This window comes from Pseudomonas tolaasii NCPPB 2192 (assembly GCF_002813445.1).
In the GTDB taxonomy this organism is placed as follows: Bacteria; Pseudomonadota; Gammaproteobacteria; order Pseudomonadales; family Pseudomonadaceae; genus Aquipseudomonas; species Aquipseudomonas tolaasii.
Genome location: NZ_PHHD01000001.1, coordinates 4,602,073 through 4,618,284, shown reverse-complemented (window position 1 = coordinate 4,618,284; position 16,212 = coordinate 4,602,073). Strand labels below are relative to the sequence as shown.

Genomic DNA, 16,212 nt, shown 5'->3' with positions numbered 1-16,212 from the left:
GCGTCGGGTCAGCCGATACTTTCATCGACTGAACCACCGCTATCGCGGGCAAGCCCGGCTCCCACAGGTAATAAAGCACAACAGCTCCCACTGGGGAGCTGTTGTGCCTCGCGTCAAATGCGCCGCTTGCGCTCGAGCGTCGGCACGCTCGATTGCGGCACCACCACGTGCTCCACCTGCCCCACCGCTGCCGCCATGGCGGCCAGCGTCGGTTGGGCGAGCAGCACGCGCAGGTCAGCGTCCAGCCCTTGCTTGCGCATCTGCTCCACCAGGCTCACCGCCAGCAACGAATGCCCGCCCAGTTCGAAGAAGTGGTCATGACGCCCCACGCGTTCAACCTTGAGCACCGTTTGCCACAGCTGCGCCAATGCCACTTCCACCGGCCCCTCGGGCGCCTCGTAGGCACGGCTGAGCACCGCGTCCTGGTCCGGCGCCGGCAGGGCCTTACGGTCGACTTTGCCGTTGCCGGTCAGCGGCAGGCTGTCCAGGCGTACATAGGCGGCCGGCACCATGTACTCCGGCAGTTGCCCCTGCAGACGGGCGCGCAGCGCCTCGATATCCAGGCTTTCGCGTTCGGTAAAATAAGCCACCAGACGCTTTTGCCCCGGCTCGTCCTGACGGGCCAGCACCACGGCATCCTTGACGCCGGGGCAGCCGGCCAGACGGGTTTCGATCTCGCCCAGCTCGATACGGAAGCCACGGATCTTCACCTGCTGGTCATTGCGCCCCTGATACTGCAACGTACCGTCGGCGCGCCAGGCCACCAGGTCGCCCGTGCGGTACATCAAGCCGCCTTCGCTGAACGGGTCGACGAGGAATTTCTCCGCCGTCAATTCAGGCCGGTTGAGGTATCCCAGTGCCACACCCTGCCCGCCGATATACAGCTCACCGGTCACCCCGACCGGCACGGGTTGCTGATGCGCATCGAGTACATAAGCGCGGCTGTTACCGACCGGCTTGCCAATCGGAATGCTGCCCTCGTCCGCCCGGGTGATCTCATGGGTGGTCGAGAAGGTCGTGGCCTCCGTCGGGCCATACCCGTTCAGCAGGTGCCGGGGGGCACCGCCTTTGAGCACACGGGCAATCACGCTCGGGTCCAGCACATCGCCGCCGACGATCAGGTAGCGCAGGCGCGCAAAGGCCTCCAGCAAACCCTCGGCGTATTGATGGAACAGCCCGGCAGTCATCCACACCACACTGACGGCCTGCTGCTGCAACAGCGCGGCAAACCGGTGTTGCGCCAACAGCGTGTCCTGGTCGATCACCACCACCGCGCCGCCATTGAGCAACGGCGCCCAGACTTCCAGGGTGCTGGCATCAAACGCCGGGTTGGACGCAAACGCCACGCGGTCGTGCTGATTGAAATCGGCATAACCGTTATTGATCACCAGCCGTGTGATGGCTCGATGCGGCACCCGCACACCCTTGGGCGTACCGGTAGAACCGGAGGTGTACATGATGTACGCCGCCGCTTCGCTGCTGACCTGCGCCGCCAGGTTGTCATCACGCAGTTGGCTGAACTGCGTCTGATCCAGATCAAGCCGTTGCACCTGCAACGCCTTGCCCAGCCCGGCGTGGCTCAACAGTAATGTCGCCTGGCTGTCGCTGAGCATGAAAGCCTGACGCTCGACGGGTGCATTGACGTCCAGCGGCACATACACCAGCGCGCACTTGCTGAGGGCCAGTTGACTCACAAGCAGGTCAATCGAACGTTCCAGCAGCACGGCCACACTTGACCCCGCCGGCATTCCCAGGCCGGCCAAGTGATGGGCCAGACGGTTGGCGCGGGCGTTCAGTTCGGCATAGCTCACCTGTTGCGCGCCATGCACTGCCGCCACGGCCTGCGGCTGCGCCTGTGCCCACGACTCGAACACCTGGTGCACCGGCGTGCTCGCCGGATACTCACGTGCGGTGGCATTGAACCCGTGCAACACATGCCTGCGCTCGTCCGCGGGCAGGATCGACGGGTGCTGGAAAGCAGCATGGGGCGCCTGCTCCAGGGCCTCGAGCAGATCGCCCAGCACCGTGGTCATGTACCCCAGCACGCGCTGCGCACCGACCGACTGCGGCGCCAGGGCATTGACCCGGAAGTCCTCGCCCACGTCGTCCACCGAAAGAATCAACGGATAACTGTCGACCCCTTCACCGCCGATCATTTCGATCCCTTCCCACGCCGCCCGGCTGGCGTCGCTGGCGCTGGCCGCACCGTGACGATAATTGAGCAAGGCACTGAACAACGGCGCCGGCGCGGCAACCCCGCTGCAGCGTTGAGCCAGGGTCAATGACGCATGCTCATGGGCGAGCAACTGGCTCAAGGCGGCATGGGTACGCTTGACGGCCACCGACACACTGTCATCGGTCAGGCGTACACGCAGCGGCAGTGTATTGATGAACATGCCCAGGGAGCGGTCGGCGCCTTCGCCGGCCTGCAAGCGACCGAGCAACACCGTGCCGAACACCACGTCGTCGCGCGACGACACCGCGCCAACCACCTGCGCCCATGCCCAGTGATACAGGCTGGCCGCACTGACGCCCAGTTGCCGCGCCTGTTGACGCAGACGCTGGCTGAACGCCGCGCCCAGCCAGTGTTCGGCCTCTTCGCTGGGGTCCCGTTCGCTGTCGATGCGCTGCACGCCAAACGGCAGCGTCGGCTCGTCGACATCGCCGAGCATCTGGGCAAAGTACGCCTCGTGGGCTGCACGGTCCTTGCCCTGCATGGCCTGCGCGACATAGTTGCGGTACGGCACCGAAGCCCCCAATTGCGCCTCGCGACCACTCATATGCGCTTCGATTTCCGCCACCAGCACGCCCATGGACGTGGCGTCATTGACCAGGTGGTGGAAGCTGAGCATGCCGATCCAGCGCTGGTGCTGCGGATCATGGGCGAAGCCCAGGTGCATCATCGGTGCGTGGCGAATGTCCATGCGGTGACGCCCAAGGCTGAAGTGTTCGCGCAGTTGCGCCAGCACCTCGCCCGCTTGCGGAATGAACTCGTCAACCGTCAGTGGAGCCTCACGCCAGACCACTTGCACCGGTGCTTCCAGTTGCGCCCAGAACAGGCCGGTACGCAGGATGTCATGGCGCGCGATCACCCGTTGCAGGGCCTGGGCAAACCCTTCCAGGCGCTGGCGGCTGTCGAACGCGAACAGCGCATGTTGCTGGTACGGGTCGCCGTGTTCGGCGCTGATGTGGTGGTACAACAAACCTTCCTGCAACGGCGCCAGGGCATAGATGTCCTGCACGTTGGCCACGCCGCCCGGGACACTGGCGACAATGCGCTCGATACTCGCCTGATCCAGTGTGGCCAGGGGCAGCAAGTCCGGGGTGATCTGCGTGCAACCCGGCTCGATCCGGTTGGGCGGCACCGCCACTTCGTGACCGGCCCCCACGGACGCGGCGAGCGCCGCCAGGGTCGGCTGACTGAACAGCACACGGACATCGGCCTGCAAACCGGCCTCGCGCATGCGTTCCACCAGGCCCACCGCCAGCAAGGAATGCCCGCCCAGTTCGAAGAAGTTGTCGTGACGCCCCACCTGTTCCAGCTTGAGCACGTCAGCCCAGATCTGCGCCAGGGTGGTTTCCACTTCCCCTTCAGGTTCTTCATAGCCACGGCTGATCAACGCATCCAGCCCCGGTTCCGGCAGCGCCCGGCGGTCAAGCTTGCCGTTGGCGGTGAGCGGCATCTGGTCGAGCCGCACATAGGCGCTCGGCACCATGTATTCGGGCAATTGCGCCTGCATCCAACTGCGCAAATCCTCGATCGACACGGCGTGCGTCTCGGTGAAGTAAGCCACCAGGCGCGCCTCCCGCGCCAGCACTACGGCCTCGCGAACCAGTGCATGCTCGCCCAGGCGGGTTTCGATTTCGCCCAGCTCGATACGCACACCACGGATCTTCACCTGGTCATCGTTACGCCCCAGGTAATCCAGTGTGCCGTCCGGCAACCAGCGCGCCAGGTCGCCGGTGCGGTACATACGCGCCTGCGGGTCGTGGCTGAACGGGTCCTTGAGGAAGCGCTCGGCGGTCATTCGCGCCCGGTTCAGGTAACCGCGCGCCACCCCGGCACCGGCCACATACAACTCACCGGCAACACCAACGGGCACCGGCTGTTGCTGCGCGTCCAGCAGGTACACCTGGGTGTTGGCCACCGGCCTGCCGATATGCAGCGCCCGGCCAGCCTCGACCACACCGGAGGTGGCGACAACCGTGGCTTCGGTCGGGCCATAGTTGTTGACCAGCTTGAAGCGCTGTGGCGTGTGGAACTGACGCAAGCGGTCGCCGCCGACCAACAGGGTCTTGAGGGTCGGATGCTGCAGTGACTGGCTGAAGGCGTATTCCGCCACCGGCGTGGGCAGGAAGCTGACATCCAGCGGCTGCGCCAGCCACCACTTGAGCAGCGCATCAATGTCTTCGCTGCCCTCCCGGGCCGGCGGCAAATGCAGGGTGGCGCCCACGCACAGGGCTGGCCAGACTTCCCAGGCCATGGCGTCAAAGCCGAACCCGGCAACGCTGGAGGTGTGACTGCCGTGCCGCAGCTCAAACGCGTCACAGTGCCAGTTCACCAGGTTTTCCAGGGTCTGGTGCTCGACCATCACGCCTTTGGGCAACCCGGTCGACCCGGAGGTGTAGATCACATACGCCAGGTGCGCCGTGGTGAGCCCGCTGACCTGCGGGTTACCCTTCGACGGCCCTTGCCACAGGCGACTGTCCAGCTCCAGCACTGGCGCGGTCACGGTCGGCAGGCGTTGCGCCAGGGCGGGCTGGATCAGCACGGCCACAGGCGCGCTGTCCTCCAGCAGGTAACTCAGGCGTTCGGCCGGGTGCGCCGGGTCGATCGGTACATAGCACGCGCCGGCCTTGAGAATCGCCACCAGCCCGACCAGCATTTCCAGGCTGCGCCGCGTGCAGATGGCCACGCGGTCGTCAGGCTGTACACCCAGTTCGATCAACTGGTGCGCCAGCTGATTGGCCTGCCGGTTCAACTCGCTGTAGGTCAGGCTTTGGCCCTGGTACACCACGGCCAGCGCGTGAGGGTACAGCTCGACCTGGGTTTCAAAACGCTGGTGCAGGGTCTGCCCGACGGGGTAGTCGATCCGCGTGGCGTTGAAACCGCTCAATAGTTGCTGGCGTTCATGAGCCGGCAGGATCGACAGGTGATACATCGGCGTGTCCGCCGCGTGTTCGAGCGCCTGGACCAGACGCTCGACCACACCCACGACATAGTCGCAGATGCGCTGCGCGCCCACCGAGGCCACCACCAGCGCGCTGAGGCTGAAGGCTTCGCCCTGATCGTTGACGCTCAAGGTCAGCGGGTAGTTGCTGTGCTCCTGCGCCTGCAACAGCTGCATGCCCTGCCAGGCCTGGGCTTCGGCACCGGATACCGGCGCGCCATGGCTGTGACGATAGTTGAGCAAGGCACTGAACAGCGCGGTGGATTGCGCGACGCTGCTGCAACGTTGCGCCAAGGCCAGCGAGGCATGCTCGTGAGCCAGCAGGCCGTTGAGCCGTGCATGGGTAGCCTTGAGTGCGCGCTGAACGCCGACAGCGCCCAGATCGACACGCAACGGCAGGGTGTTGATAAACATCCCCAGCGCCCGCTCCGCCCCGTCGCCGCCTTGCATGCGGCCCATCAACACCGTACCGAACACCACGCGTTCGGTACCCGACACCACACCGAGCACCTGAGCCCACGCCAGATGGAACAGGCTGGCGGCGCTGACGCCCAGTTGCCGCGTCTGCACGCGCAGGCGCCGACTCAGCCCGGCGTCCAGCGGCACATAGGCTTCCTCCACCGGCTCGTCGTCGGCAATTCCTTGCAGACCAAAGGCCAGGGTGGGCTCCTCAATGTCCGCCAGCTGTTCGCGGAAGAACTGCTCGTGCGCCTGCTCGCCCTGCCCCAGGCGGGTTTGCGCGACATAATTGCGGTACGGCACCGGGGCCTGCAGCTGTGCTGTTTCGCCCATGAGGAAGGCTTGCATTTCCTGCTGCACCACCTCCATGGCCACGTGATCAAGGATCATGTGGTGGAACAACAGCGTGGCAACCACCCGGCCATCGCTGGCCTCTTCGGCATACAGCAACTGCAGCATCGGCGCCTGGGTCAGGTCCAGGCGTGGCTGGCGGATATCCGGCGACGCGCGCTGAACCGACAGCCGCGCAGTGCGCCACACCACCTGCATCGGTTGTTGCAGCCCCTCCCAGACCACGCCGGTGCGCAGGATGTCATGGCGATCAATCACCTGTTGCAGCGCAGCGCTGAACGCGTGCAAGCGCTCGACGTGTTCGAAGGCGTAGCGCAGTTGCATGACGTAAGGGTCGCCGTGCACCGCACTGAGGTGGTGATAGAGAATACCTTCCTGCAACGGTGCCAACGGGTAGATGTCCTGCACGTTGGCCGCGCCACCGCTGACCGTCGCGACGATGCGTTCGATACTCGCCTGGTCCAGGGTGGCCAGCGGCAACATCGACGGCGTGATGCGGGTGCAGTCGGCCGGGATCAGATTGGCCGGTACCGCCTGTTCTTCGCTTGCCCCCACCGAGGCGGCCAGCGCCGCCAGGGTTGGCTGATTGAACAAGGTGCGCACGTCTGCCTTCAGGCCGGCTTCACGCATGCGGCCCATCAGGTTGACCATCAACAGCGAATGGCCGCCCAGTTCAAAGAAGTGGTCGTGACGCCCGACTTGTTCCACCTCGAGCAATTCGCACCAGAGCCGTGCCAGGGTGATTTCTGTCTCGCCCACCGGCGCTTCGTACTCGCGCACCAGTACCGACGCCAGGTCCGGGTCCGGCAGCGCTTTGCGATCGACCTTGCCGTTGGGGCTCAGGGGGAGCGTGTTCAGCAACACATACGCCTGGGGCACCATGTAACTCGGCAACTGCGCTTGTACCTGCACCCGCAGAGCCTGGATGTCCAGGCTCGACGGCGCACGGCAATAAGCGATCAGACGCTCATTGCGCACCAGCACCACGACCTCCTGCACCTCGGGATGACCGGACAGGCACGTCTCGATTTCACCCAGTTCGATGCGCAGGCCGCGCAACTTGATCTGGTCGTCGTTACGGCCCAGGTATTCCAGCGTGCCGTCTGCCAGGTAGCGCACCAGGTCGCCGGTTTTGTACAAGCGCCCGCCCGGGTTGAACGGGTCGGCCAGGAAGCGTTCGGCGGTCAGGTCATCACGCCCCAGGTAGCCGCGAGCCACCCCGGCTCCACCGATGTACAGCTCACCGGCAACGCCGAGCGGCAGCAACTGCAGGTGCGCGTCGAGCACATAAGCACGGGCGTTAGCGATGGGTTTGCCGATCGGCACCGCCTCGAGCGGGCCTGCGTCATTGAAGGTCCAGGACGTGCTGTCGATAGTCGCTTCCGTCGGCCCGTACAGGTTGACCACACCGTGGGTGGTCAACGCGCGGGCCTGCATGGCCAGTTGCGGGTCAAGGGCTTCACCGCCGCTGAACAGGTAGCGGCAGCGCACGCCCGTCTCGGGCAATTGCACCAGCAGGCGCAACAGGCTCGGCACGAATTGGGCAATGCTGACGCCCTGCTCGACCAGCGTACGTGCCATGTGCTCGACATCCCGCGAAGCCTCAGCCGGCAGCAAGACCAGGCGCGCGCCGATGGCCAACGGCGTCCAGATTTCCCAGACCGAAGCGTCGAACGCCACCGAAGTCCGCTGCAGGATCCGGTCTGTGGCATCGAAGCCAAAAGCCCGGGTTTGCCAGCTGATGTGGTTGACCAGCGAGCCGTGCTCCACCATCACGCCTTTGGGGCGGCCGGTGGAGCCTGAAGTGAAGATCACATAGGCCAGGTCATGCGCCGTGGCCAGAGCGGGCGGATTGTCGAGCGGCTGCCCGGCCACGTCGGCATCCGCCAGGTCAACCAGCGGCACCGCCGTGGCGCCCAGCACGCCACGGGTGGCATCCTGCACCAGCACCGCCAGCGGCTGGCTGTCCTGCAGCGCGAATGCCAGGCGTTGCGCCGGATATTCGGGGTCCAGCGGCACATAGGCGGCGCCGGACTTGAGGATGCCCAGCAAGCCGACAATCAGCTCCAGGCTGCGCGGCATGCAGATCGCCACGCAGCTATCGGCGCCCGCGCCGAGGCTGCGCAAATAATGGGCGACGCGGTTGGCCCGTTCGTTCAGGTCGTGGTAGCTCAACTGCTGGTCGCCCAGCACCACGGCAATTGACGCCGGGGCCCGAGCGGCCTGGGCCTCGATCATCTGCACCACCGTGGTATCGCGCGGGTAATCGGCGTCGGTGGCGTTAAACGCGAGCAGGGTCTGGCGTTCGGCAGCAGGCAACACCGACAATTGCGGCAAGGCCGTGCGCGGCGCCATTTCCAGTGCATTCGCCAGGTTGTCCAGGCTGATCAGCAGGTAGTCCAGCAGGCGCTGCGCCCCCATTGCGCGCGGTGCGCGCGTCGTCAGACGGAACTCGCTGCCCAGGTCATCGACTTCCAGCACCAGCGGGTAACTGACGATGCTGTCGCTTTCCAGCCCGACGATACCTTCCCAGGCCTGCTGGCTGTTTTCTCCACCGGCGGTGACATGCCGGTAATTGAGCAGGCTGTTGAACAGCGGCGTTGGCGCGGCCACCGCGCTGCAGCGTTGCGCCAGGCTTAACGGCGCGTGTTCATGGGCGAGCAATGCCGACAACCCGGCGTGGGTCTGTTTAAGCGCCGCCTTGACCTGCAGGCCAGCCATTTTCACGCGTAACGGCAAGGTATTGATAAACATGCCCAAGGCCCGGTCGGCGCCCTCGCCGGCTTGCAGACGCCCCAGCAGCACGGTGCCGAACACCACGTCATCCTGGCCCGACACGGCGCCCAGAATGTGCGCCCATGCCAGGTGATACAGGCTCGCCGCACTCACCCCGGCCAAACGCGCCTGGGCCCGGATGCGCAGCCCCAGCGCTGCCGGCACGCTGCCACGCACTTGCTCGCTGCTCGCGGCGTCCATGGTTTCGAGCACGCCGAACGCCAACGTCGGCTGATCAAAGTCGCCCAGCATGTCGCGGAAAAACGCTTCATGGGCGGCGCGGTCCTTGCCTTGACGGGTTTGCGCCACGTAGTTGCGATACGGCACGCTGGCGGGCAAGCGGTGCTGCTGGTCGAGCATATGCGCTTCGATTTCGGCCGTCAGCACACCCAGCGAAGCGGCGTCATTGACCAGGTGATGGAACACCAGCATGCCGATCCAGCGTTGCTGGCGCGGGTCATGGGCGACCCCAAGGTGCATCATCGGCGCACGGCGCAGGTCCAGCGGGAAACGGCTCGGGTCGAGTTGTTCACGCACTTGCGCAGCCACGTCGCCGTCTTCATCCACACGCAATGACGTGAGCCCCAGCGGGGCCTCACGCCACACCACTTGCACCGGTGTTTCCAGACCGTCCCAGGCCAGCGCGGTGCGCAGGATATCGTGACGGGCGATCACCGCTTGCAGGGCCTTTGCAAACGCGTCCAGACGCTCGCGGCTGTCAAATGCAAACAGCGCGTGCTGCTGATACGGATCGCCGTGGCTGGCGGTGACGTGGTGATACAACAGGCCTTCCTGCAACGGTGCCAGCGCATAAATATCCTGCACATTGGCCACGCCGCCCGGTACACCGGCGACCACCCGATCAATGCCCGCCTGGTCCAGGTTGGCCAACGGCAACAGGTCAGGCGTAATGCGCTCACAGCCCAGGCTGATGCGATTGGCCGGTGCCGCGGTCATGCGCCCGTTGCCGACTGCCGCCGCCAAGGCGGCGAGGGTTGGCTGGCTGAACAACACACGCACATCGGCGCTCAGGCTGGCCTGGCGCATGCGTTCGATCAGGCTCACCGCCAGCAACGAGTGGCCGCCCAGTTCGAAGAAGTTGTCGTGGCGCCCTACTTGCTCGACCTTCAGCACGTCGGCCCAGATCTGCGCCAGCAGGGTTTCGATTTCGCCCTCGGGCGCTTCATAGCCACGGCTGAGCAGCGCGTCCTGATCCGGAACCGGCAAGGCCTTGCGGTCAACTTTGCCGTTGTTGGTCAGCGGCAGGCTGTCCAGACGCACGTAGGCGGCCGGGACCATGTAGTCCGGCAGTTGGTCGTGCAAATGGTCGCGCAGCACTTCGATGCTGACGTTTTCGCGCTCGGTGAAGTAAGCCACCAGACGCTTGTGACCGGGTTCATCCTGTCGGGCCAGTACCACCACGTCCTTGACCTGCGGGTGTTCGCCCAGGCGCGCTTCGATCTCGCCCAGTTCGATACGGAAACCACGGATTTTTACCTGCTGGTCGTTACGCCCCAGGTACTGCAAGGTGCCATCCGCGCGCCAGGCCACCAGGTCACCGGTGCGGTACATCAAACCGCCGTCGTTGAACGGGTCGACCAGGAAGGCGTGGGCCGTGAGATCGGCACGGTTCAGATAACCCAGGGCCACGCCCTGGCCGCCAATGTACAGCTCGCCGGCAACCCCCACCGGCACCGGCTGCTGGCGGGCATCGAGCACGTAGGTGCGGCTGTTGCCGACCGGTTTGCCGATGGGGATGCTTCCCTCGTCCGCGCGCTGAATTTCATGGGTGGTCGAGAAGGTGGTGGCTTCGGTCGGGCCATAGCCGTTCAGCAAGTGCTGTGGCGCGCCGTCCTTGAGTACCCGTGCGATCACGCTGGGGTCCAGCACGTCGCCGCCGACAATCAGGTAACGCAGTTGCGGGAAGACCGGCAACAGGCCTTCGGCATACTGATGGAACAGCCCGGCGGTCATCCACAGCACGCTGATCGATTGTTTTTGCAGCAAGGCCGCGAAGGTATCGCGGGACAACAGCGTGTCCTGGTCGACCACCACTACCGCGCCGCCGTTGAGCAATGGCGCCCACACGTCGAGGGTACTGGCGTCAAAGGCCGGGTTGGAAGCGAACGCCACGCGGTCCTGCGGGTTGAACTCGGCATAGCCGTTGTTGATCACCAACCGCGTGATCGCCCGGTGTGGCACCAGTACGCCTTTTGGCGTGCCGGTGGAACCGGAGGTGTACATGATGTAGGCGACGGTTTCCGACGACTGTTCAAGGGCCGGGTTGTGCTCGGGCTCAGCACTCAGATTGAGACTGTCCAGGTCAAGGCGATGGCCAGATACCTCGGTGTTGCTGGTGGTCAGTACCCAGCGCGCGCCACTGTCTTCAATCATGAAGGCTTGACGATCCGTCGGTGCGTTCACGTCCAGCGGCACATACACCGCCGCGCACTTGCTGATCGCCAACTGCGCCACCAGCAAATCCAGGGAGCGCTCGAGTAGAATCGCCACCCGGTCACCCGGCGCTGCGCCAAGGCCCAGCAAGTGGTGGGCCAGTTTGTTGGCCCGCGCGTTCAGTTGTGTGTAGCTCAGTGAAACCGCACCCTGCACCGCCGCCACGGCGTGCGGCGTTGCCGCGGCCTGCTGCTGGAACACGTCGTGTACGGTCTGCCCGTCGGGATAGGCACGCGCCGTGGCGTTGAACGCTTCCAGCACTTGCCGTGTTTCGTCCATCGGCAACACCGTGATGTGCTCCAACGGCAGCTGCGGCGTTTGTTCCAGCGCCTGCACCAGGTGCGTGACGGCGGTCAGCAGGTAGTCACAAATGCGGCGCGCCTCAATCGGCGAAACCACCAGCGCGCTGAGGTTGAATTGCTCACCCAGGTCATCGACGCTCAGGGTGATGGGGTAGTTGGTGCGCTCTTCGGCGTGCAGCAGGTACATGCCGTGCCACGCCTGGTCCATCTCCACCGCGTCTTCGACCCCGGCGCTGTGGCGGTAGTTGAGCAAGGCGTTGAACAACGGCGTGGTCGCCGCGACCCCGCTGCAACGCTGGGCCAGGGCCAGTGAGGCATGTTCATGCCCCAGCAATGCCGTAAGCCGCGCATGGGTGGATTTGACCGCCGCCCGCACACTGACCTGCGCCACATCCACGCGCAGCGGCAAGGTATTGATAAACATCCCCAGCGCCCGGTCCGCGCCCTCGCCGCCTTGCATGCGCCCCAGCAGCACGGTGCCGAACACCACGTTCTGACGCCCCGACAGGGTGCCCAGTACATGCGCCCAGGCCAGGTGGAACAGACTGGCGGCACTCACGCCGGCCAGACGCGCTTGCTCACGCAGCCGAAGGCTGAGGTCGACGTCCAGCAAGTGCGTGGCCTCACCCACACCGTGACCTTCGCCCTGCACATCCTGCAGGCCGAACGGCAAGGTGGGCTCATCGAGGGTGCCGAGCATCTCGCGGAAAAACGCTTCGTGTTCCGCTTCGCTGCTGCCCAGCCGGGCCTGCGCCACATAATTGCGGTAAGGCACGGCATGCCCCAGTGCCTCGCCATGACCCAGCAGGATCTTGCGCATTTCCTGCTGCACGGTGTCGAGCGCGGTGTGGTCCATGACCAGGTGATGGAACATCAGCACCGCGACGATGCGCCGGTTGGCCGGGTCCCTGGCGTAGACCATGCGCATCAACGGCGCCTGAGTCAGGTCGAGGCGATAGTGACGCGCATCGAAACGCTCGCGCAGTTGCGCCAGCACATCACCCGCCGCCGGGTCGGTTACAACCTCCTGCACCACCAGTCGGGCCTTGCGCCACACCACTTGCATCGGGCTTTCCAGGCCTTCCCAGACCAGGCCGGTACGCAGGATGTCATGCCGGTCGATAACCGCTTGCAGCACATCGGCGAACACCTGGAAACGCTCAAGGTTGTCGAAGCCGTAGCTGGATTGCAGCAGGTAAGGGTCACCTTCGTCGGTACGGATATGGTGGTAAAGCACCCCTTCCTGCAACGGCGCCAAGGGGTAGATATCCTGCACATTGGCGACGCCGCCCGGTACCGTGGCAACAATGCGGTCGATGCCGGCCTGGCTCAATTGGGCCAGCGGCAACAGTGCCGGGGTGATGCGCTCGCAGTCGGGGGTAATCAGGTTGGCCGGCACGGCCACCTCGCGTCCGCTGCCGACCGCCGCCGCCAGCGCGGCGAGGGTTGGCTGGCGGAACAGCACGCGCACATCGGCGCTGAGCTCGACCTGGCGCATGCGTTCGATCAGGCTGACTGCCAGCAACGAGTGGCCGCCCAGTTCAAAGAAGTTGTCGTGACGCCCTACTTGCTCGACCTTGAGCACATCGGCCCAGATCTGCGCCAATAGGGTTTCGATCTCGCCCTGGGGTGCTTCGTAGCCACGGCTGAGCAGCGCGTCCTGATCCGGAACCGGCAAGGCCTTGCGGTCAACTTTGCCGTTGTTGGTCAGCGGCAGGCTGTCCAGACGCACGTACGCGGCCGGGACCATGTAGTCCGGCAGTTGGTCGTGCAGATAGTCGCGCAGGGTCTCGATGCTGACGTTTTCGCGTTCGGTGAAGTAAGCCACCAGACGCTTATGCCCCGGCTCATCCTGACGGGCCAGCACCACCACGTCCTTGACCTGCGGGTGTTCACCCAGGCGCGCTTCGATCTCGCCCAGTTCGATACGGAAACCACGGATTTTCACCTGCTGGTCGTTACGCCCCAGGTACTGCAAGGTGCCATCGGCACGCCAGGCCACCAGGTCGCCGGTGCGGTACATCAAACCGCCGTCGTTGAACGGATCGACCAGGAAAGCGTGGGCCGTGAGGTCGGCACGGTTCAGATAACCCAGCGCCACGCCCTGGCCGCCAATGTACAACTCGCCGGCAACGCCCACCGGTACCGGCTGCTGACGGGCATCGAGCACATAAGCGCGGCTGTTGCCGACCGGTTTGCCGATCGGGATGCTGCCTTCGTCAGCGCGCAGGATTTCATGGGTGGTCGAGAAGGTGGTGGCTTCGGTCGGGCCATAGCCGTTCAGCAAGTGCTGTGGCGCGCCGTCCTTGAGTACCCGTGCGATCACGCTGGGGTCCAGCACGTCACCGCCGACAATCAGGTAACGCAGTTGCGGGAAGACCGGCAGCAAACCTTCGGCGTATTGATGGAACAGCCCGGCGGTCATCCACAACACGCTGATCGATTGTTCTTGCAGCAAGGCCGCGAAGGCCTCGCGGGACAACAGCGTGTCCTGGTCGACCACCACTACCGCGCCGCCGTTGAGCAACGGCGCCCACACGTCGAGGGTGCTGGCGTCGAAGGCCGGGTTGGAGGCAAAGGCCACGCGGTCCTGCGGATTGAACTCGGCATAGCCGTTGTTGATCACCAACCGCGTGATCGCCCGGTGTGGTACCAGCACGCCTTTTGGTGTGCCGGTGGAGCCGGAGGTGTACATGATGTAGGCGGCGGTTTCCGACGATTGTTCAAGGGCCGGATTGTGCTCCGGCTCGGCACTCAGGTTGAGACTGTCCAGGTCAAAACGATGGCCAGATACCTCGGTGCCGCTGGTGGTCAGTACCCAGCGTGCGCCACTGTCTTCAATCATGAAGGCTTGACGATCCGTCGGTGCGTTCACGTCCAGCGGCACATACACCGCCGCGCACTTGCTGATTGCCAACTGGGCCACCAGCAAATCCAGGGAGCGCTCGAGTAGAATCGCCACCCGGTCACCCGGTGCTGCGCCGAGGCCCAGCAGGTGGTGGGCCAGGCGGTTGGCGCGGTTGTTCAGTTCTCCATAAGTCAGTCGCTGCCCATTTTGCACGGCGGCCAGTGCCTGAGGCTGCGCGGCCACGAGCGCTTCAAAAACCCCGTGCACCGTCAGCGCGGCAGGATACGTCCGCGTCGTAGCGTTAAAGGTCTGCAGTACCTGTTCGCGTTCGGCCGCCGGCAGTATCGTCAGGGCCTGCAGCGCCGTGGTTGATGACTGCTCCAGCGCCTGCACCAACTGCTCCAGCGCCTGGTGTACAAAACCGCACACCCGTTGCGCGCCGACCTGAGCCAGGGTCAATACGGTCAAGCTGAAACCGTCACCCCATTCATCCACGTTCAGGGTCAGCGGGTAGTTGGTGCGCTCTTCACCGCCGAGCCCTTCCATACCCTGCCAGGCTTGCTGGACTTGCTCGCTGCCCTCGGCCGCGGCGCTGTGCCGGTAGTTGAGCAGTGCACTGAACAACGGCAACGGCGCGTTCACCTGGCTGCAGCGTTGCGCCAAGGCCAGGGACGCGTGTTCATGCCCCAGCAGCGCGCTGAGACGCGCATGGGCCTGGCGCACGCCGGCACGGGCATCGCGGTGGTCGATATCTAGGCGCAGCGGCAAGGTATTGATGAACATACCCAATGCCCGTTCGGCACCTTCGCCGCCGAGCATGCGGCCCATCAGCACGGTGCCGAATACCACATTTTGCTGGCCGGTCGCGGCCGCGAGCACCTGGGCCCAGGCCAGGTGAAACACGCTGGCGGCACTGACGCCAAGCTGACGCAATTGGCCTCGCAGGCGCCGGTCGAGTTCGGCATCGACCACCAGGTGCGCTTCTTCGATATGTTGAGCATCGCCTTGCACGTCTTGCAGGCCGAAGGGCAAGGTCGGGGTGTCGATATCCCCGAGCAACTCGCGGAAGAACGCTTCATGCTCCTGCTCGCTGACACCCAGGCGCGCCTGGGCCACGTAATTGCGATAAGGCACCGGTTCGGCCAGTTGCGCGGCCGGATCGGTCAGGTAAGCCTGCATTTCCTGGCTCACCACCTCCAGCGCGGTATGGTCCAGGGCAATGTGGTGGAACAACAGAATCGCCGCCACACGCTGCCGGGCCGGGTCCTGGGCATACACCAGTTGCATGAGCGGCGCGCTGGCCAGGTCGAGACGATGTTGGCGGGCACCAAACCGTTGCTCAAGCTGGGCCATCACATCGCCGCTGGCGTCTTCCACATGCACCTGTTGCACCCCCAACTCAGCCTTGCGCCACACCACTTGCACCGGGGTCGGCAGGCCTTCGAGCACAATCGCGGTGCGCAGAATGTCGTGTCGGTCGATCACGCGCTGCAGCGCCTGGGTAAACGCCTGCAAACGCTGCACGTCGGCAAAGCTGAAGCGCGCCTGCAGCAGGTACGGATCACCCTGCTCGGCGCTGAGGTGATGGTACAAAATGCCTTCCTGCAGCGGGGCCAGCGGGTAGATGTCCTGCACGTTGGAGACGCCGCCCGGCACGCTGTCGACAATCCGATCAAGGCTGGCCTGGTCGAGGTCGACCAGTGTCAGCAGGTCCGGGGTGATGCGCGTGCACCCGGGCTGAATGCGGTTGGGCTCGACCGTCACTTCACGGCTGTGGCCCACGGCAGCGGCCAATGCGGCCAGGGTCGGCTGGCTGAACAACACGCGCACGTCGGCCTGCAAGCCTGCCTGA

At 65.0% G+C, this 16,212-nt stretch carries 1 protein-coding gene (only partly in view); it reads right to left on the bottom strand.

Going from position 1 to position 16,212, the window contains the following annotated elements; translation table 11 throughout:
• Positions 1-113: 113 nt before the first annotated feature.
• Positions 114-16,212, bottom strand: the 3' portion of a protein-coding gene (locus ATI14_RS21280) for a non-ribosomal peptide synthetase (protein WP_100831512.1). The gene runs 3,302 nt beyond the window's last position; the window shows 16,099 of its 19,401 coding nt (coding positions 3,303-19,401); its start codon lies beyond the right edge, outside the window — the gene reads right to left on this strand; its stop codon occupies positions 114-116.